Origin of the sequence: Saccharothrix sp. S26, assembly GCF_021390395.1 — a bacterium.
In the GTDB taxonomy this organism is placed as follows: Bacteria; Actinomycetota; Actinomycetes; order Mycobacteriales; family Pseudonocardiaceae; genus Actinosynnema.
Genome location: NZ_JAJUWT010000006.1, coordinates 208,168 through 234,081, shown reverse-complemented (window position 1 = coordinate 234,081; position 25,914 = coordinate 208,168). Strand labels below are relative to the sequence as shown.

The 25,914-nt window shown below is 69.6% G+C and carries 31 protein-coding genes and 3 pseudogenes; 19 read left to right on the top strand and 15 right to left on the bottom strand.

Going from position 1 to position 25,914, the window contains the following annotated elements; translation table 11 throughout:
- Window positions 1-382: 382 nt before the first annotated feature.
- A complete protein-coding gene (locus LZG04_RS11610) occupies window positions 383-739 on the bottom strand; it encodes a MerR family transcriptional regulator (RefSeq protein ID WP_233815834.1) in 357 nt (118 codons plus the stop codon).
- 932 nt (window positions 740-1,671) lie between these two features.
- Window positions 1,672-1,851: pseudogene (locus LZG04_RS11605) on the bottom strand (transposase); the annotation flags it as partial.
- 22 nt (window positions 1,852-1,873) lie between these two features.
- On the opposite strand from LZG04_RS11605, the gene LZG04_RS11600 reads away from it, so the two are divergent.
- The 3 genes and pseudogenes from LZG04_RS11600 (at window position 1,874) to LZG04_RS11590 (ending at window position 2,558) form a co-directional block, all read left to right on the top strand.
- On the top strand, window positions 1,874-2,185 hold the full coding sequence (locus LZG04_RS11600) for a hypothetical protein (protein ID WP_233816085.1): 312 nt from the start codon (window positions 1,874-1,876) through the stop codon (window positions 2,183-2,185).
- Window positions 2,145-2,276: pseudogene (locus LZG04_RS11595) on the top strand (hypothetical protein); the annotation flags it as partial. The gene LZG04_RS11600 and the pseudogene LZG04_RS11595, both read left to right, overlap by 41 nt.
- A 96-nt stretch (window positions 2,277-2,372) precedes the next feature.
- Complete coding sequence (locus tag LZG04_RS11590) at window positions 2,373-2,558, top strand: ANTAR domain-containing protein (RefSeq protein ID WP_267936116.1); 186 nt, start codon at window positions 2,373-2,375, stop codon at window positions 2,556-2,558.
- A gap of 303 nt (window positions 2,559-2,861) precedes the next feature.
- Here LZG04_RS11590 and LZG04_RS11585 read toward each other — a convergent pair whose 3' ends face one another.
- Window positions 2,862-3,266: an ATP-binding protein gene (locus LZG04_RS11585; protein WP_233815833.1), complete on the bottom strand. Its 405-nt coding sequence runs from the start codon at window positions 3,264-3,266 to the stop codon at window positions 2,862-2,864.
- Between the two features lie 806 nt (window positions 3,267-4,072).
- On the opposite strand from LZG04_RS11585, the gene LZG04_RS42970 reads away from it, so the two are divergent.
- On the top strand, window positions 4,073-4,891 hold the full coding sequence (locus LZG04_RS42970) for a protein kinase (protein ID WP_374202804.1): 819 nt from the start codon (window positions 4,073-4,075) through the stop codon (window positions 4,889-4,891).
- A 105-nt stretch (window positions 4,892-4,996) separates the two neighbouring features.
- Here LZG04_RS42970 and LZG04_RS11575 read toward each other — a convergent pair whose 3' ends face one another.
- A complete protein-coding gene (locus LZG04_RS11575) occupies window positions 4,997-5,476 on the bottom strand; it encodes a hypothetical protein (RefSeq protein ID WP_233815831.1) in 480 nt (159 codons plus the stop codon).
- Window positions 5,477-6,333: 857 nt separating this feature from the next.
- On the opposite strand from LZG04_RS11575, the gene LZG04_RS11570 reads away from it, so the two are divergent.
- From LZG04_RS11570 to LZG04_RS11555, 4 genes and pseudogenes are all read left to right on the top strand, one after another.
- Window positions 6,334-6,939 (top strand): GAF and ANTAR domain-containing protein, encoded by a 606-nt coding sequence (locus LZG04_RS11570; protein WP_233815830.1) that lies wholly within the window; start codon window positions 6,334-6,336, stop codon window positions 6,937-6,939.
- Between the two features lie 134 nt (window positions 6,940-7,073).
- Window positions 7,074-7,970 (top strand): annotated as a pseudogene (locus LZG04_RS11565) (transposase); the annotation flags it as partial.
- Window positions 7,971-8,172: 202 nt separating this feature from the next.
- Window positions 8,173-9,225 carry an IS30 family transposase gene (locus LZG04_RS11560; protein WP_374202803.1) on the top strand — a complete coding sequence of 351 codons (1,053 nt, stop codon included), beginning with the start codon at window positions 8,173-8,175 and terminating at the stop codon, window positions 9,223-9,225.
- 77 nt (window positions 9,226-9,302) lie between these two features.
- The gene (locus LZG04_RS11555; RefSeq protein WP_233815829.1) at window positions 9,303-9,524 is read left to right on the top strand and encodes a hypothetical protein; all 222 of its coding nucleotides are present in this window, start codon (window positions 9,303-9,305) and stop codon (window positions 9,522-9,524) included.
- Between the two features lie 243 nt (window positions 9,525-9,767).
- On the opposite strand, the gene LZG04_RS11550 is transcribed toward LZG04_RS11555, so the two are convergent.
- The 3 genes from LZG04_RS11550 to LZG04_RS11540 form a co-directional block, all read right to left on the bottom strand.
- Window positions 9,768-10,856, bottom strand: coding sequence for a PP2C family protein-serine/threonine phosphatase (locus tag LZG04_RS11550; protein WP_308199047.1), 1,089 nt, complete (start codon window positions 10,854-10,856; stop codon window positions 9,768-9,770).
- A gap of 98 nt (window positions 10,857-10,954) precedes the next feature.
- Window positions 10,955-11,125: a hypothetical protein gene (locus LZG04_RS11545; protein WP_233815828.1), complete on the bottom strand. Its 171-nt coding sequence runs from the start codon at window positions 11,123-11,125 to the stop codon at window positions 10,955-10,957.
- Window positions 11,122-11,562, bottom strand: coding sequence for an ATP-binding protein (locus LZG04_RS11540; RefSeq protein WP_233815827.1), 441 nt, complete (start codon window positions 11,560-11,562; stop codon window positions 11,122-11,124). The genes LZG04_RS11545 and LZG04_RS11540 overlap by 4 nt, the downstream gene beginning before the upstream one ends.
- Before the next feature lie 37 nt (window positions 11,563-11,599).
- On the opposite strand from LZG04_RS11540, the gene LZG04_RS11535 reads away from it, so the two are divergent.
- The gene (locus LZG04_RS11535) at window positions 11,600-11,824 is read left to right on the top strand and encodes a hypothetical protein (RefSeq protein WP_233815826.1); all 225 of its coding nucleotides are present in this window, start codon (window positions 11,600-11,602) and stop codon (window positions 11,822-11,824) included.
- A gap of 99 nt (window positions 11,825-11,923) precedes the next feature.
- Here LZG04_RS11535 and LZG04_RS11530 read toward each other — a convergent pair whose 3' ends face one another.
- Window positions 11,924-12,427, bottom strand: a complete 504-nt coding sequence (locus LZG04_RS11530) for a MarR family winged helix-turn-helix transcriptional regulator (RefSeq protein WP_233815825.1) — start codon at window positions 12,425-12,427, stop codon at window positions 11,924-11,926.
- Window positions 12,428-12,505: 78 nt separating this feature from the next.
- Between LZG04_RS11530 and LZG04_RS11525 the strand changes: the two genes are divergently transcribed.
- Both LZG04_RS11525 and LZG04_RS11520 read left to right on the top strand, forming a co-directional pair.
- Window positions 12,506-13,711, top strand: coding sequence for a PP2C family protein-serine/threonine phosphatase (locus LZG04_RS11525; RefSeq protein ID WP_233815824.1), 1,206 nt, complete (start codon window positions 12,506-12,508; stop codon window positions 13,709-13,711).
- A 239-nt stretch (window positions 13,712-13,950) separates the two neighbouring features.
- A complete protein-coding gene (locus LZG04_RS11520) occupies window positions 13,951-14,313 on the top strand; it encodes an STAS domain-containing protein (protein WP_233815823.1) in 363 nt (120 codons plus the stop codon).
- Between the two features lie 8 nt (window positions 14,314-14,321).
- On the opposite strand, the gene LZG04_RS11515 is transcribed toward LZG04_RS11520, so the two are convergent.
- The 3 genes from LZG04_RS11515 to LZG04_RS42445 form a co-directional block, all read right to left on the bottom strand.
- Window positions 14,322-14,759: an ATP-binding protein gene (locus LZG04_RS11515; RefSeq protein ID WP_233815822.1), complete on the bottom strand. Its 438-nt coding sequence runs from the start codon at window positions 14,757-14,759 to the stop codon at window positions 14,322-14,324.
- 201 nt (window positions 14,760-14,960) lie between these two features.
- Window positions 14,961-15,971, bottom strand: coding sequence for a sensor histidine kinase (locus LZG04_RS11510; protein ID WP_233815821.1), 1,011 nt, complete (start codon window positions 15,969-15,971; stop codon window positions 14,961-14,963).
- A complete protein-coding gene (locus LZG04_RS42445) occupies window positions 15,968-16,303 on the bottom strand; it encodes a hypothetical protein (protein WP_233815820.1) in 336 nt (111 codons plus the stop codon). Before LZG04_RS42445 ends, LZG04_RS11510 begins: the two co-directional genes overlap by 4 nt.
- A 219-nt stretch (window positions 16,304-16,522) precedes the next feature.
- Here LZG04_RS42445 and LZG04_RS11500 point away from each other — a divergent pair, with 219 nt between their 5' ends.
- Both LZG04_RS11500 and LZG04_RS11495 read left to right on the top strand, forming a co-directional pair.
- On the top strand, window positions 16,523-17,161 hold the full coding sequence (locus LZG04_RS11500; protein ID WP_267936029.1) for a carbonic anhydrase: 639 nt from the start codon (window positions 16,523-16,525) through the stop codon (window positions 17,159-17,161).
- Between the two features lie 269 nt (window positions 17,162-17,430).
- Window positions 17,431-17,985, top strand: a complete 555-nt coding sequence (locus tag LZG04_RS11495) for a hypothetical protein (RefSeq protein WP_233815819.1) — start codon at window positions 17,431-17,433, stop codon at window positions 17,983-17,985.
- 153 nt (window positions 17,986-18,138) lie between these two features.
- Here the strand turns inward: LZG04_RS11495 and LZG04_RS11490 are convergent, their stop codons facing one another.
- A complete protein-coding gene (locus LZG04_RS11490; protein ID WP_267936026.1) occupies window positions 18,139-18,303 on the bottom strand; it encodes an L-threonylcarbamoyladenylate synthase in 165 nt (54 codons plus the stop codon).
- A gap of 192 nt (window positions 18,304-18,495) precedes the next feature.
- Here LZG04_RS11490 and LZG04_RS11485 point away from each other — a divergent pair, with 192 nt between their 5' ends.
- A complete protein-coding gene (locus LZG04_RS11485) occupies window positions 18,496-18,669 on the top strand; it encodes a hypothetical protein (RefSeq protein WP_233815817.1) in 174 nt (57 codons plus the stop codon).
- Here LZG04_RS11485 and LZG04_RS11480 read toward each other — a convergent pair.
- On the bottom strand, window positions 18,664-19,149 hold the full coding sequence (locus LZG04_RS11480) for an HDIG domain-containing metalloprotein (RefSeq protein ID WP_233815816.1): 486 nt from the start codon (window positions 19,147-19,149) through the stop codon (window positions 18,664-18,666). The two genes, LZG04_RS11485 and LZG04_RS11480, sit on opposite strands and share 6 nt — an antisense overlap.
- 257 nt (window positions 19,150-19,406) lie before the next feature.
- On the opposite strand from LZG04_RS11480, the gene LZG04_RS11475 reads away from it, so the two are divergent.
- Window positions 19,407-19,718: a hypothetical protein gene (locus LZG04_RS11475; RefSeq protein ID WP_233815815.1), complete on the top strand. Its 312-nt coding sequence runs from the start codon at window positions 19,407-19,409 to the stop codon at window positions 19,716-19,718.
- A 221-nt stretch (window positions 19,719-19,939) separates the two neighbouring features.
- On the opposite strand, the gene LZG04_RS11470 is transcribed toward LZG04_RS11475, so the two are convergent.
- A complete protein-coding gene (locus tag LZG04_RS11470) occupies window positions 19,940-20,842 on the bottom strand; it encodes a phosphatase PAP2 family protein (protein ID WP_233815814.1) in 903 nt (300 codons plus the stop codon).
- 554 nt (window positions 20,843-21,396) lie between these two features.
- On the opposite strand from LZG04_RS11470, the gene LZG04_RS41645 reads away from it, so the two are divergent.
- Both LZG04_RS41645 and LZG04_RS11465 read left to right on the top strand, forming a co-directional pair.
- Complete coding sequence (locus LZG04_RS41645; protein WP_267936023.1) at window positions 21,397-21,531, top strand: hypothetical protein; 135 nt, start codon at window positions 21,397-21,399, stop codon at window positions 21,529-21,531.
- A gap of 349 nt (window positions 21,532-21,880) precedes the next feature.
- Entirely contained in the window at window positions 21,881-22,432 is a 552-nt protein-coding gene (locus LZG04_RS11465) for a hypothetical protein (RefSeq protein WP_233815813.1), read from the top strand.
- Between the two features lie 57 nt (window positions 22,433-22,489).
- Here LZG04_RS11465 and LZG04_RS11460 read toward each other — a convergent pair whose 3' ends face one another.
- Window positions 22,490-22,699, bottom strand: coding sequence for a transposase (locus LZG04_RS11460; RefSeq protein WP_308199045.1), 210 nt, complete (start codon window positions 22,697-22,699; stop codon window positions 22,490-22,492).
- 756 nt (window positions 22,700-23,455) lie between these two features.
- Here LZG04_RS11460 and LZG04_RS11455 point away from each other — a divergent pair.
- A complete protein-coding gene (locus LZG04_RS11455) occupies window positions 23,456-25,015 on the top strand; it encodes a DUF3375 family protein (RefSeq protein WP_233815811.1) in 1,560 nt (519 codons plus the stop codon).
- Window positions 25,012-25,908 carry a DUF4194 domain-containing protein gene (locus tag LZG04_RS11450; protein WP_233815810.1) on the top strand — a complete coding sequence of 299 codons (897 nt, stop codon included), beginning with the start codon at window positions 25,012-25,014 and terminating at the stop codon, window positions 25,906-25,908. Before LZG04_RS11455 ends, LZG04_RS11450 begins: the two co-directional genes overlap by 4 nt.
- Window positions 25,909-25,914: the final 6 nt, after the last annotated feature.

The window sequence follows — 25,914 nt, the reverse complement described above, 5'->3', positions numbered from 1 at the left end:
GCCGGACCACCGGCCAGGTGGTGGACACCCCGGTGCACTGCGACGACCTCGCCGCCGTGCGAACCGCATCGGCGAGGTGCTGCACACATGTGACGAGGCCTTCGTCCTGGACGTGCGGCTGGTGGCCACTGGGCTGGCGTCCAACGCCTGCGGACAGGGCCCGATGAACACGGAGTGGGTGTTCGAGTGCACGTACGTGACCTGCGCGAATGCCCCACCACTCCACGTCCGGGCCAGCATGGTCACATACCGCCGAGGGTCGAACGCGGTGTTCCGGTGGCTGGTGCCGGCGGCGGGATTCGGGACGTCGAGGGGACGGTCGGCACGATTGGCTCGTTGCCCTGCCGGAGGTTGCTCGGTCGACGTCCCGGCCCTGCCTGCCTCACACCCCGCGCAGCGGCGGGTAGTCCTGTCCGGGTGGTGACGAGAGCTTGTCGTTGAGTTCGCGTGCTTCCCGGAGTTGGTCCTCCAGGGTGACGATGCGGCACGCGGCATCCAGTCCGGTGCCCTGGTCGACGAGTTCCCGGACGCGGGCGGCGATGCGCAACTGGTGGCGGGAGTAGCGGCGGTGCCCGCCCGGGGAACGTCGGGGCTGGATCAGCTTCGCCTCGTCCAGGCTGCGCAGGAAGCCCGGCGTGGTGCCGAGCATCTCGGCAGCCCCGCCCATCGTGTAGGCGGGGTAGTGGTCGTCGTCGAACTTGTCGGCCGCCGGCCGCGGCTCGGCCGTCTCTGGGATCATCGCACCTCCGCGCGCGAAGAGGGGCCCGGCACCATCTCGGCGCCGGGCCCCTGGGGTTACGGGTTCACTTCCACCAACCGGTCCTGAGACCGGCTTGTCATGTCCACGCCGTCCGTACGAACTCCGGACAACGCGGGGATCGCATGTACGTGACCGGAAACCACCATCCAATCGATCTGGACTGCGGTACCCGCCCGGACGACTTCACTCCGAGGCAGGCGATCCGATGGCGTGCAACCCTTCCCTTCTCTGTCGATCCTTGCCTTGCCTGTACTGCCTCGACGGTCGGCGCCGGCCTCGTTGAACACTCCGGCTCACCTCACCAACCGCCTGCGGCCACCGTGCCGGAACCCCTTCCACTGATCGGCTCCAGCGCGCCTGACCGATGCTGCCACTTCCACTGCCGACAGTCGGACTCCGGGCCGTGCGAACTGCTGTCGAGCGTATTGCGGTTGTGCTCCCGGTACTACCTGTGCCGACTGCCCTTGACTCCGCCCGCGGAACGTTCTACTACCGGTCCCGGCCGGCGGGGTCGTACTGCTCCCAACTCGCGGGTAGTTCATCCTCTCCCGCGCCGATAGGACGTTCTCTTCTGTTCGACAGGGAGAACACTACACACACCGGCATGGGAATGTCTACTCCAGCGATCACAGATTTCCTCTACCAGGTGATCCAGGTGTGCTTACCTGCGGCGATGAGCACGGTCGGCGGGCTCACCCGGCCGTCAAGACCACCGCTGTCACGGCCAGCCCAGGGTGAACCGATCTTCGGGTGACGTCCGAGCGGTCCTCACCCAGGAGTGCCGGCGGCATCCGAGCGGCAAATCTCCGAGACAGCGCGGACCCGTGCGACCGGCACGCACCAGCGATACGTGAGATCTCGAGGGAATGCGCAGGTCGGGGCTGGTGGACCACACGCCTGGGCTGGATACACACCTCCGCGACGACCTTGTCGGTGATCCGCGAGACCGTCTCCTTCGACAGCGACGCGCCGTAGATCTCGGCATAGTGCGCCGAGACTTCCCCGGTGGTCAATCCCTTGGCGTACAACGACAACACGATCTCGTCGACGTCGGTCAGGCGACGTTGCCGCTTCTTCACGATCTGCGGCTCCCTTGGCGGTCGGTGGAACGAGGTGGCAGTCCAGCTCGGACGGATCGCCCGGTCGTTGCAGGACCAGGACAGCGCCCGTGACACCCTGGACGGGGTGGTGCGCACCGCGGTGGAAGCGATCCCCGGCGCGCGGCACGCCGGGATCATGATGGTGCTGGGCAAGCGCCGGGTGTACACCGTCGCGCGCACAGCGGACCTCGTCGACCGGATCGACCGGGCCCAGTACGAAACCGTGCAGGACCCCTGCCTCGACTCGCTGCGCCGGCACCTCACCGTCGTGGTGCCCGACCTGCGCACCGAGCAACGCTGGCCCGCTTTCGCCGCGCGTCCGTGACCTCGGGGTGCTGAGCATGTTGTCGTTCCAGCTATTCGTCAACGACGAGGACCTGGGTGCGCTCACCCTCTACTCGTCCGAGCCCGAGGCGTTCGACCGGGACTCCGAACACGTCGGACTGCTCTTCGCCACCCACGCCGCCGTCGCCCTGGCCGCCGCCCGGCGCGAGAAGCAACTGGGCCTGGGCATGCACAGCCGCGACCTGATCGGCCAGGCCAAAGGCATCCTGATGGAACGTCACAAGATCACCGCCGATGAGGCGTTCGCCAAACTCGCGCGCGCCAGTCAGGGCACCAACACCAAGCTCCACGACGTCGCCGACCACCTCACCCGAACCGGCCAACTGCCCATCCCACCTCCTCGTACCCCCTGACCACGCTCCGCGACCTGCCGGCACCGGGTCTCGGGCCTCCAGGAAGCACCGCCTCGCCCACCGAACAGCGCTCCTTCCTCGAAGTCCGCAGGCGCCCACCGCCATCCCGCCGCGGGTGTCCCACCGACGCGGGCGGTCCCGGAATCGACAGTCTGATGCCATGTCCTTTACCTCATCGGACACGACCAGCGACAATGCCCCATGCTCCGTGGAGCGGCACGGCTCCGGGCCGTACCGGTGTGCTGACCTCCCGCGAGGCGGAGGCCGTGCCGGCGACCGGAACCCCACCTCCGAGGATCGCGGTCAGACCACCTCGCCGGACCCGACCGAGGCCGCACGTCCGGCCAGCTCGGCCCACACCGTTTTGCCCGCCCGGTGCACGTCGACACCCCACCGACGTGCCAACCCGCCTACGAGGACCAAGCCGGAGCCACGCGTGCCACCCCACCGCGACAACCCGGGAACGGCCAAATCCTCAAGGCCGGCGTCCTCCACCTCGATCCGCACGACCGGCACGGCCGTCGACCGCCAGACCTTGACCCCGTACGGCGGTCGCCCGTGCTCGTAGGCGTTGGCCACCAGTTCCGCGAGCACGAGCGCCACCTTCTCCACGCAGTCCTCGTCCTCCCGGTACAACCCCGCCCGCACCCACCGCCACAACTCCTCCGACGACGACATCCACGGCACCGGCAGGTCGGAACTGAACACGAGTCGCCCCCGCGCGCCTCGACGTCCGTCGTCCCGCCCTGTGGAGCCGATCCGCTCGACCGCACCCATGGTCTCGACGTACCCGCCGACGCGGGTCGCCACACCGGCCCGGCGACGGCACCTCACCACCCGCCGACGACAGCGCGCCCGTGCGCCGACCACCGCGGGCCCGTGAACCACACCAACCGGTTCGGGGACGTTTTCCGATCAGTGACTCGCGGCGACGGGGATGATGATCGTGGACCGGCTGTCCGAAGACCGGGGTGTCGTGCCGCACTACCACCACAAGACCGTCTTGGCGGACATCAGCGGCACCGGCCACACCGCGCCGCGGTATCGGCTGACCCACACCTCCGGTACCCGGTGGAGACCGGCGAGCCGTGCTCTAGGTGCTCGGGGGCATCTCCGCCCTGTCGCGAGTACAGCGGGGCGTTCGATGTCGTCTCGCGAGCCGACCAGCCAGATTCAGATCGTGCTCGCACTACGGAATCCGGCGAGCGTCCACATTGCGGACGGTCATCGGCAGCATTGGCGTGAAGCGCGCGACGTCGCCGTCCGGGGCGTGCCGCACACCGGACTTCCGCGCGGATCGTCGCCCGCCGACGTGGCCTCGTGGATCGGTCGTCGAGCAGGGACCGCTGAACTAACGCGTGTGGCGGAGACCGCAACGTGCGCTGTTTCGCCCCTGCACTGCAGGGGCACCCGGAAGTGCCTGGTCGGCGACGGAGGGTGTAGCGGTATCACGGACAGTCACCTTCGGCCTGGCCCACCTGCCCGGCGCGACCCGGCTGACCCGCACCGACCAGATGGTCGGCACCGCCGCCTACCTCGCCCCCGAACAGGTCCGCGGCACCGGAGTCGACCACTCCGCCGACATCTACGCCCTCGGCCTGGTCCTGCTGGAGTGCCTCACCGGCCACTGCGAGTACACCGGCAGCGAGGTCGAGGCCGCCGTCGCCCGCCTGCACCGCTCCCCCGCGGTCCCCGCGCACCTGCCGCCCGACCTGGCGAACCTGCTGACGGCGATGACCGCCTCCGACCCCGACCAGCGGCCGACCGCCGCCGACTGCGCCCGCGCCCTCCAGGCCAACCCGGCCGAGAACACCCTCCCGATACCCGCCCGGATCCCGCCGACGGCTCCAGCCGAGACGCCGCAGACGGCCCCGGCGCCGCGCAAGGCGCTGCTGGCCTCGGCGGCGGCGCTGCTCAGCGCGATCAGCGTCGCGTGGGCGATCACACCCGCTGCCCAACCGGCGAACTCGGCGCCCGCTCGACCACGTCCCCGGCCACCGCGACCTCCAGCGCGGCGGCCCCGATCTCCACCGCACCGCTACCGAGCGCGGCAACGGTGCACCAGCAGCCCGCCACTCACGCCGGCGCCGATACCGCCGCCCCCGCGGAAGTCGAGCGGCAACAGGTCGACTCCGCTGCGAAACCGGAGCCAGCCCCGAAAAGGAGCCTGGTACGAAGAAGCAGAAGGACAGCCCGCCCGGCAAAAGCAAGAAGTCAGCGAGAACCGGACCGAACTCCTCTGCCGACCACTTGCCCACCGTCGCTGCCATCGAGGACACCGGCTGCGCGGCATCGAGCCCACACCCGGAAACGGCGTCAGAGGACGACGTTGAGCAAGATGGTCAGCACGACGGACGCGACTACCGAGACTGTGATCATCAAGAGGCAGCCCAGACGACCACCGAGAGGGCGGATCTTCACCTCGTCCGTCCCGTTGCTCAGCGGTGATCGACGTCGCGGCGACGGCTGCCCGCCTTCGCCAGGCCACGACTGATCATGTAACCGATCGCCAGGAACGTGACGTAGCGCAACGCCTGCTCGGCGTTGAACGGATCAGCGGTGTCCGCATCACCGCCCACCACCAGCGCCGTCACAACCACCGCGGCGACCGCGGCGAGGAACACGAAGAACTCCGTGGTCCTGAACGACGGCTTCGTTCCCAGATCCGCCCGCCGCACGGCAGGCGCACCGGCCCCGAGGTCACCCGCCATCCTGCCGCCCTGGAACCCCGAATTTCCAGGAACACCGCCCGCCGGGCCTGTCGCACTGGTCATCTCGGGCCTCCTGTCGAAATCGCCCGCATACACGAGCGCTGACAGTTCGGCTACCCTCGACCAGCCCGCATAAACTACTAACTGGGACAATTCGGCGGCTCCGCTCCGGATTCGAACCGAACCCGCGAGAATCAAGTAGGTCACCGCCAGCACACAGCCAGCCACGAGACGTTAACTGCGAGTTCACCAAGCGAGGAAGAAAATCGGCCGGGAGCGTTTCCCGATCAGCGCCCACCCCTGCGGCAGTCTCGACATGACACGTCCCCTGCTTTCGAGCGAGCATCCAGGCAAATCATGCGCACGGCTTATTCACCGGGGAGGCGGTCCATCGCCAGGCAGGCCGTTCCTGAGCGGCGGACGTGTCGCAGGGCGCCCCGCCGCCACCGTGCTGGCCTGCGTGGCCGACGAGCTTCGTCGGCCACGCAGGATTGATCGACCTTCCGAGTGGTTACCCCGGCGTGGTCCATCGCAACCGCTGATCGAGAGGTGGTGGCAGGTGCGGGGCGACCTGCGGGCGGCGAGCGGCAACTCGGACCAGGGCGTGCCCGGAGTGGTGAACCCCCCGACCTCGTCGGAGCGGAGATCGGGGCAGGGACACCGCAACGGCATGGGAACACGACACCATGCGACTCCGACACGGTGCGGATTGCCCGGTTGGTCCCGTTCACCGGAAATCCGATGATCCACCGCTGCCGGACGCCGAAGCGCGCATGATCAGGGCCACGCACCTCAGGGAGGACGTCGTCGCGGCTTCCGCGGCATCGACACACCCCATCGGCCGGTCGGACCGGGTACAGCGCGAGAGGTGTCGGCGGTGCGGATGGCGGTCGTGACCACTTCGCGAGACCGGTCGGCGCCCCCGGACGTCGACGTCGATGCGGATGCCGCGCACCATGCCGGATAGCAGCCGATCATCACCGGTTGGACACCGGGACGAGTTGTGGCACAGCGTCGTGCACGCCGCTCGACGCGCGGATCCCGCAACCGGGTGCGCCGCGGTCGTGGCGGACGCGGCGCTGGAACGGCTGGCCGGAGTCGATGCGGTGGTGATCACCATCCGCGGTCGGGGACTGGCACAGCACCAGCTGGCGGTCACCGACCCCTGGGGTCGGCGCGTGGAGGAACTGCAGTACACCACCGGCGAGGGCCCGTCGGTGACGGCGTTCACGACCGGTGATCCGGTGTTGGTCACCAACCTGACCGAACACGGTGCGCGATGGCCGGGCTTCACCGACGCCGCCGGCGCCATCGGCGTCGCCGCGGTGTTCGCCTTCCCACTGCGCACCGCGGTCGCCAACCTGGGAACCATGACCTTCTACCGCCGCAGCCCCGGCGCCCTGTCCCGCTCGATGCTCGCCGACGCGCGCGAGCTGGCGGACGTGGCTGCGGTGGTGCTGCTGGCCAATTCCCGTACCGAAGTGGTCGAGCACATCAACTCCTCGACCGACCACGATGCCGTCAACATCGCGACCGGGTTGCTGGCCGCGCAACAGGTGATCAGCACCGACAGCGCACTCGCCCAGCTCCGAGCGACCGCTTTTGCCACGAACCGCCCACTGGCCGAGGTGGCCCACGACGTGCTGGCCCGCCACCTGCACGACCGGTGAACCCCACACGGAAGGACGAACCGTCTCACAGTTCGCGTGCCGCCCTGGGACTGTTTCAAGATCGGTGTGTTCGGCCCGACACGCCGGGCCTGGGGTCCGGCGGGATGGGCACTGTGAGTGATGACATCTGAGCTTTGAGCGCACGGGAGAGCGATGCCGGGACCGGGCGGCAGCTGTCGCCGGAGCAGTCCGCCGCGGCGGCGATGGTGGCCGAGGCCAAAGCACGAGGGCTGGCGCTGACCGGTCCCGGCGGCCTGCTCAAGCTGTTCACCAAGAACGTGCTGGAGACCGCCTTGGCCGGGGAGATGACCGAGCACCTCGGCCACGAGAAGAACCGCGCCGAACCGGGGCGCGAGTCGACCAACGTGCGCAACGGCAGCCGGACCAAGACCGTGATCTCGGAGACGGCCAGCGAGGTGGGGATCGAGGTGCCCTGCGACCGGGAGGGCACCTTCGAGCCGCAGATCGTGAAGAAGCGGCAACGTCGCCTGACCGACTTCGATGAAATCGTGTTGTCGTTGGTGGACGGGCGCAAGGACGTGCTCGGGCTGTGGATGGGCACCGGCGGCGAGGGCGCCAAGTTCTGGATGAGCGTGCTGGTCGACCTGAAGAACCGCGGCGTTCACGACGTGTTCTTCCTGGTCTGCGACGGGACTCAAGGGCCTGCCCGACGCGGTGGCGAACGTGTGGCCGCACACCGTCGTGCAGACCTGGGTGGTGCATCTGATCCGCAACACCTTCCGGCTGGTGGCCCGCCAGGACTGGGACGCGGTGAAACGGGGCATCGCCCCGATCTGCACCGCCCCCACCCCCGACACCGCGGCCGTCGCGCTGGAGGACCTGGCGGAGAAGTGGGGACGGAAGTACGGGGCGGTGATCCGGTTGTGGCGCAACGCCTGGGACGAGTTCGTACCCCTCGACTAAGACGTCGAGATCCGGCGGATGATCTGTTCCACAACGCGATCGAGTCGCTCAACGCCCGCTACCGCCGGGCGATCCGCGCCCGTGGGCATTTCCCGACCGAACAGGCCGGCTGGATTCAACCGGTCAACGCAACACCGCTGATCAGCGAGGTGTTGCGTGGGTGTTGGAGGTCGACCGGCGATTCCGGTCGAGGTTCGGCGGGAGTTCTGGGCCGCGGTCCGGTCGGGGATGGTTGTGGCGGAGGCGGCGGCATCGGTCGGCGTGTCGATCACTGTGGCGTGGGAGTGGTTCCGGCACGTTGGCGGCGTGATGCCCGAGCCTTTCCCCGTCGGCCTGCCTTTGTCCGGTGCGCGTCGTCTGTCGTTCCGGGAGCGGGAGGAGATCAGCTGCCGCCGGGCCGCAGGTGAGGGAGTGCGGGCGATCGCGCGGGTGCTGGGGCGCTCGCCGTCCACGGTGAGCCGGGAGCTGGCGCGCGGGATCGTCCGTCGGAAGTCCGGGTACCGGGCGTCGGTGGCTCAGGCGGTGGCCGATCAGCGTGCCCGGCGGCCGAAGGCGAGGCTACTGGCGGTGGAGGACCGGCTGCGTGAGCACGTGCAGGATCGGTTGCGGGCCAAGGACAGCCCCGAGCAGATCAGTCGGCGCCTACCGCTGCTGTTCCCCGACGATCCGGGCATGCGTGTGAGTCACGAGACCGTCTACCGCAGCCTTTACGTGCAGGGTCGCGGTGGTCTGCAGCGGGAGCTGGTGAAGACGTTGCGCACCGGGCGGGCTCTGCGCCGGACGCGACGCACCACCGAGCGGCGTGGGCGCCTGGCGGGCATGGTCAACATCGCGCTGCGGCCGTCGGAGGTCCTGGACCGCGTGGTCGCGGGGCATTGGGAAGGGGATTTGATCACGGGCAAGGAGAACAAGTCGGCGATTGGCACGCTCGTGGAACGCTCCACCGGCTTCGTGGTGCTGTTGCACTTGCCGGACAACCATGGCGCCCTTCCTGTCGGGGAAGCGACGATCGAGGCGATGAACCGGCTGCCGCCGTTCCTGCGCCGCACCCTGACCTGGGACCAAGGGCAGGAGATGGCCAACCACACGGTCATCGCCGAGGCTACCCGGCTCGACATCTACTTCTGTGATCCCCACTCGCCTTGGCAACGGGCGACCAACGAGAACACGAACGGGTTGCTACGGCAGTACTTTCCCAAGAGCACGGACCTGTCCGGCTACCACCGTGACTACCTCGAGTTCGTCGCAGCGCAACTCAACGCCAGGCCGCGCAAACGGCTTGGTTGGCGAACTCCGGCCGAGGCCTTCGACAGGTTACTCTCGGCACGGCACGACCGACCTGGTGTTGCGTTGACCGGTTGAATCCACCCCGCGATGAAGTGTCTGTACCTTGTCACCCGCAGCCTCGACCCACCGGGACGGGCCGCGCCAGGTGGACGATGCGCTGGAAGACCGTACTCAATACGACAACGACAGGTCGTGATGCCCGCGTTCCGGTGGTGGCTGATCCGGGCGCGGGCTGGGTTCGGACATTCGTGTTGCAGGTTGAGCAGAACGTCGACAGTTGTCTGGTCTCGTTCGGAGAGGCCAGAGCGGGTGAGAGGGGCGCGATGCTCGATGAGCGGCTGCACGAGCAAGCTGCTGATCTTCGGGAGCGCTGACCGTGAAGCGGCCAGCGGAATCGAGCGGTTGTGCGAGGCGTCGGCGACGCTGCGGCCTCGCCGGTCCCGGGGGCCGGCGCTGCCGCCCGCTCAGCGGCTGCCCGGCCCGCGCTGGGCGAGGGACGCCATAGCCTCGACACCTGCGCCCTGCTGCTGGAAGCGGCTCGCCGCCGCCTGTGGTTGAAGGCCAAGAGGACGTGATCCCCTACGTCGCCTCGACCTTCGAGAGCGATCCCACCGCAATCAGTCCTCTGCCAGGCGGGTGAATCGGACGGCCAGCACCAGCGTGTCGTCGGGGTACAGGACGACGTCGTGCATGTCTTGGACGATGGCCGAAGGGAGGCTGTCGAGCGGTCGGCCGGCGTGGCGACGGGCGACGTGGGTGAGCCTCGCCTCGCCTTCCGCGAGGTCGCCTCGGCTTTCGATCAGGCCGTCGGTGTAGAGGAGCAGGGTGTCGTTCGGGGTCAGCCGTGCGGTGCGCACCCCTTCGCTGCCGGGCAGGGGGAAACCGACGCCGCGTCCGGGCACGGGGAGGTAGCTCGCCTCGGTGTCGTGGAGCAGCAGCGCGGCCGGGTGGCTGCCGTTGGCCAACTCCAGGTGGCCGGTGCGGGGGTCGAGTCGGGCTAGCAGGATGGTCGCCATCGCGCCGTGGTTGACCTGGTCCGTGCGGCGGACGAGGTCGTGCAGCGGGTGGCCTTCCAGGGCGAGCGTGCGCACGGTGTGGGTGACGTTGAGCGCGTTGCGGGTGCAGGTGACGCCGTGTCCCACGGCGTCGACGACCGTGATGTGCAGTGTGCCGTCCGGCAGGAGGAACCAGTCGTAGAGGTCGCCGCCGGTCGGGGTGTCGTCGCCCGCCGGTCGGTAGCACACGCCCAGTTCGATGCCGTCCACGATGGGTGATGGTGGACGCAGCGCGTCTTCCAGTTCGCGGAAGATGACGGCGTGCGCGAGGCGGAATTGCTCGTCCCGCTCCTCCTGCTGCACGTACATGGCGAGCACGCCGCTGTTGGTCTCGGCCAGTTCGTGTTTGAGGTCGCGGTGCTCGTGCTCCAATGCGTCGACGCGCGCGATGAGCGCTCGCAGTTCCTGTTCGATGGCGGCCTCGTCGTCGTAGTGGGCGACGGCGGGCACGCTGTTCTGCTTTCGAGACAACGGGATCTTCCACACCGGGTGACGCGGGTCGGCGGCTTCCGGGGTGAGCGGGAGGTTCGGCGGGCGGTCCCGGTCGGGTGGTGCGGGCAGGTCGAGCCGGACGGCCAGTGTGGCGCCGCCGTCGGGCTCGGGCTGGACGCGCACGTCGACGCCGACCGGGCCGTCGACTCCGCGTGCCACGGCGAGTGCGCTGAGAACCATTCGGGTGCGTGACTCCAACGGCACGTCGTGGGCGTCGCACAGTCGCCGGATGTACGCGCCCACCTGCTCGATCGGGATCATGCCGGGTCGGCCGGTGTCCGGACGACCACGGCGGTGTCGCCGCTGTCCCCCTTGCCGGGCGTCGAGGTGATGAGGAAGCTCGGACCGACGCCGGGCGTACCGGTTCGGGCGACATGGACGGCGCTGATGTGGTCGACGTGGATCTCTCGCGCGGCGGAGGCCCTCACCGGTTCCACCTCACGATGGTGACCGTGGTGCCGACGCCGGCCGCGCTCTCGACGTGGAAGTCGTCGACCAGCCTGCGCGCTCCGCCCAGGCCGTGACCGAGACCGGCGCCGGTGCTGAACCCGTCGGCGAGCGCGGCGTCGATGTCGCGAATGCCCGGTCCGGCGTCGGACACCACGAGGCGCAGCCCGGTCCGGCCGCCATCGCCTGTCGTCTCCTCGATCGTCATCACACCACCGCCGCCGTGGACGTAGGCGTTGCGCACCAGCTCACTGGCCGCCGTGATGATCTTCGTCTGGCCCACGAGGTCGAAGCCGGCCGCGACGGCCGCGGCCCGCACGGCGTGGCGGGCGGCGAGCAGGTCCTGCTCGACGCGCACGGCGTGCGGGTGACCGGTGGCGGCGCCGCGCTCGACGGCGGCCGGGTCAGCGGGTCGCATCGGGCCGGACCTCGGGAGAGCGCGGCTGGTCGAGGGCATGTTCGGCGCGGTCGACGGCGATGTGTTCGCCGAGCTCTTGACCGACCAGCAGCGGGATCTGGCCGTCCACGGCGTTGAGCAGACCGGTCAGCACGGTGTCGCCGCGCAGTGGTTGACGGCGCGTCCGCCCTGTTCGGTGATCACCTGCACGATGAGCTCGCGCGCGGATGCGTCGTCGGAGGCCAAGTCGGACCCCCTTCCGGACGCTCGGATCAGCCCATGAACTATTGTCGGATGACAAACGTTAGCAGGCGCCGACCTCCGGCACGACAACAGTTCGCCGATCAAGAGTTGCAGGACGACAACAATGAGCAGGCTGAGGTCAGGCCGACTGGCTGTCGTGCTTGCCGTCCGCCTCGCCGCGTGGCTCCAACTCGGAGACGGCCTCGTGGAAGGACGTGAGCCCGTCGAACAGTGCCTTGCGCGCGGCCGACGGCATCGACTCGATCACTTCGCGCAGCCGTTCCTTGCGCCGGGCACGCAGCTCACGCAGGTAGCCGCGGCCGCGCTCGCTCAGCCGCAGCTCGACCTCGCGGCGGTTGGTGGCGCTGGTGGAGCGGTCGAGGAACCCGGCGGCCTGGAGCCGGTCGCACAGCCGGCTCACCGACGGCGGGCTCGAGGACAGGGCCTCCCCCAGCGAACGCAGGTTCATCGGCTCCGCGCGTTCCAGCACGAACATCGCCCGCAGCTGCGACACCGACAGCGGAGCGGCCGAGACCTCCCGGCTCCGTTCCCAGAGCACTTCGAGGTGCTCCGCCACGCCGGTGAGAGCATGGAGCACCTCGTCGCAGGTGGGATGGTGCCGGATCCGGTTCACACCTTCCACTCTCGCATCCATCGACGTTCTCCGACAGCCGCGCCGGCCGCCACCCCAGTGTGGCAGCCGGCGAGAAAGTAGAACCACGTGCCCTCACCCAGCGCCGACCGGTACCACTCGGTCGAACGCGTGCTGCGCACCGCAGCGCCCCACGAGCTGCTCGACGCCGTACGAGCCGAGCTCGACCGCCTGTTCGGGGCACGGCGGGTGGAGCTGCTCATGGCCGACTACGCGCTGACCATGCTGCAACCGGTCGCGGTCCTGCCCTACACGCGTCGTCCGCTGTCGACCAACGTCGGCGCGCCCGGGCGGGCCTTCGGCACCCAGCGGCCCTACCTCGAGGACGGCGAGGGCGGCGGCGTGGTGGCCCACCTCCCGGTCACCGTGCGCGGCGACCGGCTGGGCGTGCTGTCGGTCGCCATTCCCGCCTCGCCCGACCCGGACACGCTCCGCGAACTGGCGCAAGTCGCCGAAACCCTCGGCCACGAGATCATCGTCGCGGAGCGCGACACCGACGTCTACCTCCAGGCCCGCCGTGCCGACCGGCTCACCCTCGCCGCGGAGATGCAGTGGCAACTCCTCCCGGGCCGGGCGTGCGCGCGCACCGAGTACAGCATCGGAGCCCAACTCGAACCCGCCTACGCGATCTACGGCGACAACTTCGACTGGTCCACCTCCGCCGAGCACCTCACCCTCACCGTCACCAACGGCATGGGCGAAGGCATCGACGCCGCCCTCCTGACCAACCTGGCGATCAACGCCCTGCGCAACGCGCGCCGGGCCGGCATCCCGCTGCCCGACCAGGCCGCGCTCGCCGACCAAGCCATCTACGGGCAGTACGGCGGACGCGTGCACGTCTCCGTCCTCCTGCTCCGCTTCGAGCTGAGCACCGGCAACGTCGACGTCATCGACGCGGGGTCGCCCCGCATGTGGCGACTGCGCGCCGGCACCATCGAACCCATCACCTTCGACGCGCAACTCCCTCTCGGCATGTTCGAGGAAACCCACTACCGAACCGAGCAGTTCCAGGTCGAAGCCGGCGACCGGCTGATCTTCGTCAGCGACGGCGTCTACGACGTCGCCTCCGCCACCGGCGAGCGCTACGGCAAACAAGCCCTCGCTCGCGCCATCAATGCCACCCGCCTGCTGCCGGCCGCCCAAGTGCCGCGGGCGGTCCTCCAGGAACTCGCCGGACACCGCCACGTCTCCGGCGCGGAGGACGATGCCATGGTGGTGTGCCTTGACTGGCACGGCCCGCTCGGTCCAGTACCGGAGGGCTCCGACCACCGTTGACGAGGCATGCACCCGGTCGGGTCTGCCGATCAGGGCTGCGGTGCTGGTGTTGGCGAACCCGATCGGGTGTCCGGCACGCGGCGGGCAGGCGAAGCGCCCCGCCGGCGGATTGTGCGCAGGACCGGCAACCACGTACCGTCGAGCGTGGTGAATATCCACCGATTCGCCGCGGAGCGGCCATACGGGTTCAGCAGCAGCTCGGTCGCCGGTTCTCGTGGTTTCACCGAGAGGCACCCCTCATGCTCGACACCACCGACTTCGCGACAGCCCGCACCACCCCTCACCGCGGTGTGCCCGTCGTGGTGGTGACCGGCGAGATCGACTCCACCACCGTCGAACCGGTCCGCACCCACCTGGTCGACCAGCTGGACCGCCGGCCGAGTGGCCTGGTGGTCGACCTGTCGGGTGTGGGCTTCATCGGCTCCACCGGTCTGCAACTGCTGGCCGAGGCGATCACGCGCGCGGCGCGGTTGGCGATGCCCCTCGCGGTGGTGGCCGCGCACCACGCGGTGCTGCGACCGATGCAGATCACCGAACTCGACCGGGTGGTGACGGTGCGTCCCACGGTCGACGAGGCGGTCACCGCGGTCTTGTCACGTTGACCGACCGGTCAGTCCCTGCCGACGAGCGGCGGTGCGGCGCAGGGGACTTCCGCCCACACCGTCTTGCCCTGTTCCTGGTACTCGACTCCCCATTTCGCGCTCAGGTTCGCCACCATCACCAGACCCCGGCCCCGATGCGGCCCCAACCGGGAGCGTCCCAGCACCACCTCTCCCTGGACCCCGTCGTCGACCTCGATCCGCACGGAACACGGCTCCACCGACCGGTGCAACCGCACCCGACGTGGCTCCTCACCGTGGTCGTAGGCGTTGGCGACCAGCTCGGTGACCACCAGCAGGCAGTCGCCCAACTCGTCGTCGGTCAGATCGGACAACGCCCAGCCCGCCCACCGCCGCACCCGGACCAGCGGCGGGATCTCGTCGGTGAGGTCCAGAGCCAGAGCCCCCGAACAGGTGTCGTCCTCGTCGATCAGCGTCACACGCCTCACGTCCTCTCCACCGAAGACGTCGAACGGCGCGAGAATAACCGCGTGACCGATCCGTCAACCCTGTCGCGACGGAGCTCACCCTAGCCCGTGACAAGATCTCTCACCCGCACCGCACCGCGTGCGGACACCTACTTCACTCCAGTGGCCTCACATACCAATGCTGGCCCCGCGAACATGACGATCGGAAAGACGGGCCGCCGATCACCCGTTCGTGATCGGGCCCCGGTGGGTGATCTCGTGCGGGAAGTGGAGGCGGACGTGGGTGTGGCTGTCGGTGGTGTGGGTGGTCACGGCGTCAGCCAGTTGACGTGCGATCCACAGCCCTCGGCCACGGCGCTGGCCCGGCGACGGTGGCCGGTAGCCGCCGAAGGCGGGCAGCGGGACCGCGCCGGTGTCGTCGACCTGCACGACCAGCGTGTCGGCGGCCTGCCAGCCCCGCACCCGGACCGGTGGCCGACCGTGCTCGACCGCGTTGGTGACGATCCCGTCCGCGGCGGTCACCACGTCGTCGATCGCCTCGACCGCGAACCCACGGCCACCCGCCCACCCGCGCAGAGCCGCCCGCACTCCGGCCAACTCCCCCAGGGATCCCACCTCCAGGTCCAGGTCGACCGACGCGGGTGGCGGTTCCAGCGCGATCAGGTTCCGACCGGCCAGGTAGTCGGCGGTGGCGGTGAACCCGAGGTTGGCCCGCACGCCCACCGCGGTCATCTCGAACGGGTGCAGGTCGCGCACCCCTTCGATGACCAGCGCCGGATGGCGCCGACTGTCCCACAGGCAGGTGACGGCGCAGTCGAACACGGCGTAGGCCTGGTTGCACAACGCCTCGTAGGGCAAATAGGCCGCCACCCGGTCGATCGGTGCCTCCGGATCGGCGCTGGCGACGATGTCGGGCTCGGCCACCACGTGCACCCGCCGCCCGGCCGCGTGCCGATGCGCCAAGTGATCGCGGAAAGCACTGAAAGTGAGGCCCAACCGCTGGTAGAAGGCGCCTGGGGCACTCCACTCCACCGCACCCGCACGTCCGCCGAGGGCGGCTCGCACCACACGCTCGGTGTGCGCGCCGACCGCCATCACCACCGCCTCACCGGCCGACAATGACCGGTCCAGCGCGGGCAGCAGCCGCTCCCGCAGGGACCGGTCACTGTCCACGATCAACGCCGCGTGCACGAACCCGGGTGCCCCGTCCCGCGTGATGTCGACCTGGCTCACGACCCTCCCGCACTGCCCGGGACGGGACCGCCGTCCGCGACGAAGGTGAATCCCTCGATCGCGTCCTGCGAGTTCAGCCGCAGCATCCGGTCCAACTGCGGCGAGCGCAGCAAGCGCAGCACGTCGCCACGCCCCACCGCGTCCTGTCCGAGGTCGAACAACATCGTCACACCGGCGGCAGAGCAGAACCGGACACCGGAAAGGTCCACGGTGTGAACACCGGTTTCGACGCCGATCCGTTCGCCGACCCATTGGGCATTGCTCGCATCGATCTCCCCCGCCACGACCAACGTCGGACCGTGGCGATCAATCGAACACAACACGCTGCCCACGTGTGGAAGCTCCGACAAGCACACCACGTCCTTCACCGCGTTCCAGGTGCGACTCCAGGATACCCAATACGGCTCAATGTTGACATCGAGTGACCGCGTCAGCGTCGAACACCGGCCACGGATTCCACTCGGCCGTTGGTACGCGCTCAGGCATGGAACGGACCCCGCACCGCGAGACCCAGGCCAGCACAGGCGCTGGATTGACCTAGGGTCCAGACCATGGTTGAGATCAAGCACTCGTCTCCCCGGGAAGCCTTCGAGCTGCTGATGTCCGGTAACCAGCGCTTCGTCGCCGGAACGCCGGAGCACCCCAACCAGGACGCGGCACGGCGCGCCGAGGTCGCACCCGCCCAGCGCCCGTTCGCCGTGCTGTTCGGGTGTTCCGACTCCCGGCTGGCCGCCGAGATCATCTTCGACCGCGGGCTGGGCGACTTGTTCGTGGTGCGCACCGCGGGCCACGTCGCGGGTTCGGAGGTGCTGGGCAGCGTCGAGTACGGGGTCGGCGTGCTGGGCAGCCCGCTGGTGGTGGTCCTCGGCCACGACACCTGCGGCGCGGTCGCCGCGGCGTGCGCGGCACTCGACGAGGGCGCGGTCCCGGACGGGTACATCCGCGACGTCGTCGAGCGCGTCACCCCCAGCGTCATCGCGGCCCGGGCCGCCGGACGCGGGCAGGCCGACGAAATCCTTGCCGAGCACGTCAGCCGCACCGTCGACCTGCTGCTCGACCGCTCCCGACTACTCGCCGAACGGGTGAACGCCGGCCAGTCCGCCGTGATCGGCCTGTGCTACCGCCTGGCCGACGGCAACATGCGACTCGTCGCCGCCCGCGGCCTCGACGTCCCCGTCCCCACGAACTGAACGCCCCCGGCAAGGACGTTAGCCTGCGGATCGCAGGTCAACAGGCATCCGGTCCGCAGAGTTCAAGCGGAACGGACAATGTTCGTCCGGACCGCCTGAAGTTGGCGGTGTTCGGACCTAGTTGGCGGCACCTGTGGCGGTGCCCACCGCCTAGGTGGCGGTGCCGCCCGTCTGGTCCTGTCGCGGGCGGGCGGACGGGGTCATCCTGGGTGGCCGGCGGGCTCGTGCCTACCCGGGCTTCGCGGGTACCGCCCGGATGGAGAGCGATGATGATCAAGTCGTTCCGCACCGCCATGGCCGTTCTGACCACGGCTGTGTGCACCCTGACGCTGCTCGTGGCGGGTCCGGCCGGGACGGCCTCGGCCGGCGTGCTCGACGTCACCTGCACCCCGCCCAGCAGCCAGAACCACGCCTACACCCCGCCGCTGACCCTGGCCCCGCAGGACGTCACCGCCCACCTCACGGCCCAGTACGGGCCGTGCGTGTCGCTGAGCAACCCGGCCCTGACCTCCGGCACCCGCACGTCGACCACGGTTCTACCGGGATACGGCTGCCTCGACCTGCTGAACAGCGGGCCCAGCACCTTCACCATCACCTGGAACACCGGCCAGACCTCGACCCTCTCGACCAACCGCACCGCCACCGTCGTGGGGGCCGCCCTCGTGGTCACCCACACCGGCACGGTCACCTCCGGCCTGTTCACCGGGAGCACCGTCCTGCAGGTCCTCACCGGCCCGGCCACCGACGTGCTGCTGTGCACGGCCGGCCTGGGCACAGTGCCCAGCATCTACTCCCTCGCCACCCTGGAGATCACCTCACTCTGAACCTCCGCCCCGACAGCCGCCCCGACACCGATCCCGCGGAATAGGGCCGAACAGGCCGGCTACCAGGTGTTCGCGCCTACTCGGCGGGCCTCAGGTCAGCGCTCGTGCCACCGCCCACTTCGACCGGACCGGACATCCGCGTCCCGTCCGGACTTACCTTGCGAGGCAACTGAAGCGGTTGGCCGACGGAGCCGCTGCGCCGTCCCCGAGGACCGACAGCAGCGCGAGCGCGACGGGGTGGTCGGGCACCCGGACGGCCACCGTCTTCAGGCCACCGGTCGCTTCGAGCGGCACCCGGCGGCCTCGCCGCAGGACCAACGTCAGCGGTCACGGCCAGAAGCGCTCGGCCGACAGACGCGCCGTCGCGGGGACGTCCTGGACCCAATCGTCCAACTGCTCCCCACCGCCGATGTGCACGATCCGCGGGTGGTCGGACGGACACCCCTTGACCTGGATTCCTCTCAGCCACCCGCGACGACAAACCGCAGATGTCGAGGTCGCCTGCTCGGCGTGCCCGGCCTGACCGTCCGCCGCCGCTGGACCGGCGTCTACGCGTTCGCCCCCGACGAGTTCCTCACCGCCACGCCGCATCCCACCACCCGCGTCGTCTCGATGACCTCCGGCATCGGCATGACCACCGCCTTCGGCCTCGCCCCCACCGTCCTCGACGGCCTGATTTCATGACCTCCGGGCAAGCCTCCGGCGCTCCACGCGGTCCGCGACGGCCAGGAGGTGCGGCGCACGCAGGTGGTGGCCCCTCCCATTGGGCGAGTCCGGGCCGTGCCGGCGGAACATGTCCTCCAGCCGGACCCGGATGGTCACCCGACGTCCCTTGTTGTCGACCGTCTGGTCGGCGTAGGTGAGCGCGTCGGAGACCGCGTCGTCCTCGTGGGGGTAGGCGTCGAGCTGGTCGACCAAGCCGAGGACGCCAGCCACCAGGCGGGCGCCCGAGTGGTGTGCGACCAGGGCGCAGACGCGCCGCGGCCAACCGAGCTGCTCCAGGTGACGGGCGCCGTCGAGCGGGTGGAACCCGGTGTCCCGCAACGCCTCCGCATAGCCGATGTCGTGCAGCCACGCCGCCGCGACCAGGACGTCTCGGTCGGCCGGTGCCACGGTCACCGCCGACTTGTCCGCACGGGCCGCGACGGCCGCCGTGTGGCGCATACGATCGGCGAGACCGCCGAGGAGTCGCTCCGCGAGTTCTTTCGCACGGTGCCGGTGATCGCCGACGGCGGTTTCATCGAGCACTCGGGAGGGTTTCCCGGCGCGGGGGCAGTTACTGATGAAATCCAAGTGAACGAGCCCGGCCGTCGATGTGCGGGCCACTCCGGACCGAGTGACCTGATCGGATACCCGCTGTCGTTCGACCCGACGCCGGCGGCATCCGCCCCATCCACCAGGCGTACGGATTCAACCCGATCGTGGTCACCTACACCGGCACGGTCATCTCCGGCCTGTTCACCGGGAGCACCGTCGTCCAGATCATCACCGGCCCGTCTGCCGACGTTGGAGTCCGGGTGCGCCGGCGCGTCGTGGAGCTGCCGATTTCGAGGGCGAGTTGGTTGACGACGCGGACCGGTGCGGGACGTCCGCACGCAGCAGTGAGTTCGGCGTTCTTCGCCGGCGATGGTCTTCTTCAGCGCGGCGCCGGTCGCGCGCAGCAGGAGCTCGTCGCCGGAGGTGGTGCCGCGTTCGCGGACGCGGGCGTAGAACGCACCGGTGTCCGAGCTTGAGCAACTCGCCTCGGATCTCGTCCTCACACGCGCCATATGTCGATCAACGACTGCGGCATGGGCCTTGACGTAGCAGGCCGCCGCTGCCGCCACGGCAGTCACCACCAGCCGGGCAGTCGCGATATCGAGCTCCGGGGCGACCAGCGGTAGAACCCGGCCTGAACCCGCCCACGGGGCGTTCCGGCCGGCGACGTTGGCGACCTCCCCGTACCGGTGTGCGGTCAGGTCGCCAACCGTCGCCAGGAGGCCAGGAACACCAGCGCCGCGACGAGCGACCCGGCCAGAGCGAACGACCCGGCACCGAGGTAGACGTCCCACTCGTAGTCGTGGTCCCGCACCACGCCGGCCAGGCCGGCACGGGCGAGCGGCACGCCCCACAGCACACCGCCCAAGACCAGTCCCACCACGGCGGACACCACGGCGAACGCCCCGATGACGACCCGGCCGACCCGGCGACGGCCCTCGTAGCGGTGCAGCGCACCGCGGCGGGCCAGCCACCACGACGCGAGCGCGGCCAGGGCCAGGGCGATCGCGTCCGCGGCGAGGGTGTCGCTGAGCCGGTGCCACTTCGCGGTGAGCGTGTACTGTCCGATGCCCACCGCCCACGGCAGCAGGAACAGCATCACCACGCCGCGCCAGCGGTGAGGCGCGACGATCACAGCGGCGAACAGCACGGTCATGGCGATCGCGGTGTGCCCGCTGGGCAGGCTGTTGTGGGTGTAGTCGCCCGTCACCTCCACCAACGGGGGTCGGACGAGCACGAACCGCTTGAGACCCTGGACGACCACCTGGCCGAGCACCACAACACCGACCGCCGCGACCGCGAGGTCCCAGCGCCTCCGCAGCGCGCCGACCAAGGCGATGAGCACCACGGCCGCCGCCAGCGAGTAGACGGTGATCTCGTCCAGCGCCCGCCACGCCTCACCGGCCTGGGCCAAGTCGACCTGATCCGCGCCGCGCAACGCGGCGTTCTCCAGCGCCTGACCCGTCACCGTCCACACGGCCAGCACGTAGACCAGAACCGCGACCCCGAACGCCGCGACCGCGATCACCGCCCACCGCCGGGACCGGACCGGTGCCACGACCTGCTCCGGTCCGCGGTCGCACTCTTCCTCCGATGCCACGCCCGCACCCTCCACCACGACGATCAGAGGTCCATCATGGAGCGGCCCGGCGCCCACCGCCCGGTGTGGCGAGAGCGCGGACGCGGGCGATCGCCGGACGGTACACCTGCCTCGGCGGGAAGCCCGGTCGCAGCTGCGGAAGGGCCTGTCCAGTCGTCGGTGCAGGTCGGGCCTTGAAGCGCCGCGGCTCGGGTAACGCGAGGTCTTCGCAGCGTGCCCATGATCCGCTCCCGGCGAGTCGGAAGCGGGCCGGGACCGCGGCCGGATCGCTGCTGATCGTCCCGGCCGCCTGCATCGCCGCTGGCGACGCGCTCGCGGTAGGTCTTACCGCCGAAGGTACGTTCGCGCCGGTAGGAGCTGTGTGGCAGGACCGACGGTTGCCGGCAGCGCTGGTCGATCGAGTGCTCGATGACGTCGTGGGAACGGATGGGCCGGTAGTCGGTCAGGTCGAGGCTGCGGCGGATCTCGGTGGTGAACGGGTCGCCCGATCCGAACCTGGTGGCGGGCGCAGAGCAGGTCGTGGTGTCAAGGCAGCCGCAGCGGGTGCCACAAGGGTGGGCGGCATCGCGGCGGCGGCAGCCGCGTTGGGGTTCGTCGGCCAGGTGATCACCGCCGAGGGCGGCCGACCACCGGCGGCGCAGGCAGGCGATCGACGGCTGCGCGACACGATCCCGTGGCTGCGCAGCTGACCGGCCACGGTACCCGGCGTCGGTCAGACATGGTCCGGCACCGGCCGCCCACCCACGAAGACGACCTACCTCGACAAGCCCGTCACCGCTAAGACCCTCGTGACGACGGCCGGACGCTCGGCCGGTCGGTTCGTGGTCTGGCGCCACGGCTCCCGCAAGAGCACCGTCAACCCGACCCCGACCATGCGTTCCCGCTTCCTCGCGCTGCGAGCACGCTCGGCCAACTGCAACATCCCCCGCGCCGCCGACGGCAGCCTGCCCGAGTGCTGGCTGCTGGCCGAATGGCTCACCGGCGAACCCGAGCCCACCGACTACTGGCTGTCCACCCTCCCGCCCGGAGATCCACGACATGCAGCCGGCCGAAGTCCTCGACGATGTCGCGGCCGAACTCGCGGACGACGAAACCGACCTTCCCGAGCCCTGGCACCGCGTCCTCGCGACCGCCCGGGTGTACGCCGAGGTCTACGGCGGGCACCGAACCGCCGACGACATCGCGCCGGTACTGACGACCAACCTCGGCTCCGGGCTGACCGCCGTCTCCTACCTGATCGCACTCACACAACTGGCGCACCAGGTGCTCGTCGCCCGCTGCGAGCAGACCGGCGAAGACGTCGTCGAGCACCTTCGCGATATGGCGCTTCCCGCCGCCATGGACCACGGCAACGACATCGACGCCGATGACGCGGACGAGTACGTGCTCGCTTTGATCGCCGAACACCTCGACACCACCCTGGGCTTCTCAAACGCGCCGCCGCGGCGATCAGCCAGGATCCAGAAGCGCTGCTCCGGGAGTTCACAGACGAGTTCGAGGAACTCGGTGGCGCAGAGCGCCTCGAACAGCTGGACGGCGAAACGGTGCCCGACATGGACGAGGACGACCTACATCTGCTCTTCCTCGTGATGCTGGAGTCCGCCGTCATCAACCCCGACGGAGCGACGGTCGCCTAACGGATCCAGGTCAACTGGCGATTCTGACCGGCCGGAGGGAGTCGGTGCGCGCCATGTCGGCCAGGGTGCGCGTGTTGGCCGCGTCGCTCTTCGCGCCGGACACGCCGTGGCGTTCCCGGTAACGGCCCACCGACAGCGGGTCAACCGCGAGCACCGTGTATCCCACGACGACCAACGCCCGCACCCACGGACCCCGATCGGTACCAATTCCGACCAGCACTCGGGGTCAAGTCCCCTCCACCTCGCCGAGCTCGGCATGTACAGCAATCGGATTCCAGGAAACCTGGACACAGCACGCCGGTGCCCAGCACAGCTGTCGCGTTGGCGTTGATCAGCAGTACCTGCAGGTGATCCACCTGACGGCCAGTCAGGCAAGGTTGTCATAGCCGTCCACTCGCTGCCCGAGCGGTGTCGGTTGCGGTCGGTTCGACCCCCGTTGGACAGGGCACGCCTTCGACGTTCAGCAGAAAGGCGATGCCGGACAGGTTGAGGCTCGGCCGGTGTGGTTGATAGTGCGTCCAGCCTGCCCTGGACAGCCGGTGCGCGGCGGCAGATGGCGTGCATAGGCGTCCAGGCAGACCAGTCGGCTCCGATCCTAGAAGCGATGTACTCCGTACTTCTGCGGCTTATGGGCCGACTGGGCGTTCCGACCGCTCCGATGTGGCTAACGCTGTCGCGGGCATCGGCGATGGGCGGGTGAAGGGCTTGACACGCTCCGCGCGCTGGGATGTGCCGGCCCCTTTGCCGTATCCGGATCCTGTCCGTCGGCGGCGCGGTGGGGACGATCGCCCGATGCGATGCCGATGCCGGTTGGTGTCGTCGAGGGGCACCGGGCCGACCGACGCGGCGGTGAGATCGGTGGCGACTGTCGAGCCGGCATGCGCGCTCGGGCGGGTGGACGGGATGTCGTGCCAGCTGGTGCGTGCGCGATTGTGGGAGGTGGGGGATGTCTGGCGTCGTCGCTGATCGTGCTCGGGTGAAGGAGGCGTTCGAGCAACCCACGCTGTCCTTATTGCACCAAGGGCACGCTCCGGTGGTGATCGCGGTGTTCCGTTCGGCGTTCTCCCGTGAGGTCCCGGCCGTGCCCGCGGCCCGGTTACACGAGATGGTCGAGGCGTTCCTCACCGAGTTGCGGTTGTCGGGGCTGGCCGACCGGGAGGTGCCGGCGGGGTCGGGGCGCGGGTTGTGCCGCAAGTGGGTGTCGGATCAGTGGCTCATCCGGTCTCCGACAGAGGACGGCACCGAGCAGTACACGCTCACCTCGCACGCCCAGGACGCGTTGCGGCTGGTCGAGCAGTTGACCAGGGAACGCGCCACCCTCTCGGAGCACCGGATCGCCACCATCCTCGAGCAGGTCCGCCGCTTCAACCGGGTGGCCAATCCGGACCGGGCGGCGCGAGTGAACATCCTGGATGCCGAGATCGGGCGTCTGACCCGGGAACGGGACCGGCTGCTCGCCGGTGGGGACATGCCCGCGGCGGGCGCCGACTACATGTTGCAGGGCTTCTCCGAGCTGACCGAACTGGTCGCCGGTCTGCCCTCGGACTTCGCGCGCGTGTCGGAGTCGTTCACCACTTTGCGTGATCAGATCTTCGTGTCGCTGCGCGGTGAGGACAGACCCGCGGGGCAGACCGTTGACGAGTACCTGAGACAGGCCGACTCGCTGGAGGAGGCCACCCCCGAGGGTCGGGCGTTCAAGGGTGCCTTCGACCTCCTGCGCGACCAGGTGCTGGTCGAGCAGTTGCGTGAGGACATCGCCGACCTTCTGGAACACCCGTTGGCCGGGGACATCCTCACCGACTCCGATCGTGCGGACCTGCGCGGCACCGTGTCGATGATCCGGCGTGGCATGAGTCGGGTGATCGTGGAACGAGGGCGGGCGACCTCGGCGCTCAAGGAGTTCATCACCACCTACGACCGCACCCGCGACCGTGAGCTGGACGCGACGTTGCGGGCGCTGGAGTCGGAGATCACCGTGTGGATGCTGCGTGGCGGGCCGAAGACCCGGGTGCCGGTGTCGTTGCTACCAGCGGAGATCGAGGTGTCGCTGCTGCGTGAACGGTTCCACGACGCCGAAACGTCCGCGCCACCGCCGCCGCTGGTGGACGTCTCGGCCGACCAGCCCGACGCGCCGTCGATGCGGGAGTTGCTGATGCAGGGAGGCCCCTCGCTGGACGCGCTGCGAGCACGGTTGTCGACGCTGGGCACATCCGGTGCGCCGGACTCGGCGGGTGGCCTGTTCCGCGGGTTCCCGAACGCGTTGCGGCGGCCGGTGGAGATCTACGGCCTGTTGCACCTTGCCACCAACACCGACGCTCTGGCCGTGACCGAGGAGACCGAGGTGTACGACACGGTGCGCCCCGACGGCAGCTGTCGATCACTGGAGGTGCCCAGGATCGTCCCCGCCCACGGCATCGCCACGGCTGGCGCGGACGACGGCACGACCGCAGCGGTGTCGGCCGACGGAGACGCCGAGCGGACACGCAGCGGGAATGACGGCCCGCACCGGGACGAGCGACGGGAGCAATCGACATGATCCACAACCTCGGCGACGAGCCCGCCGCGTCCCTGCACGTCGTGACATCCCGCAGCACGCAGGATCAGGCCACATCGATCGGTGACCCGACCGCAGATACCGATGTCGAGGACACGACGGCATGGCCTGAGCCGGAGAAGCCCGATGCGCACGGCCGTGTGGGCGAGGAGTTCCCCGACCTGGACGACGACGGCGACACGGAAAGCACCTCGACGCTCTCGCTGTTCGAGAGCGACGAGGGCGCGTTGTTGTTCGCCCAACGGCAAGCTTTGGTGCACCTGATCAAACATCCGTTCATCAGCGCCCAGACCCACCCACGGGACTGGCGGACTCTCGTCGGCAATCCACGCCCCATCCGCGCCCGCCTCAACGACCTGTTCATGGTCCTGGAATTGGACACCCAGCGTGAGGTCGCCTTCACCCGGCAGGCGACACCGGAGGGTGGCGGACGACGATTCCCGACGCTGTTCTACGACCAGGCGTGGACCCGCGAGGAGACCATCGTGCTGCTGTGCCTGCGCACCCGGTCGCATACCGAGCAGGCCGCCGGCACCGGCCGGGTGTTCGTCGACCGCGACGACATCCACGACTACGTGACACGGTTCCGGCCCGCCCACGCCACCGATAAGGTCGGTGACCGCGGCAGGGTCGAGCGGGCGATCGAGAAGGTGTTCAAGACCGGATTGCTGATCGGCCGCAAAACCGGTGAGCGGTTCGAGGTCGCACGCGCCATCGACACGCTCATGCCGCTGTCCAGGCTCACCGAACTGCTCGCCTGGCTGCGGCAACAGAACACCGACGGCGCCGGGGGCCCGACCACGCCCGCCGACCACTCTCCTGCTGCCTCCGTCACCGCGACGGCACCCGACCACGCCGCCGACAGCGGTGAATGAAAGTAG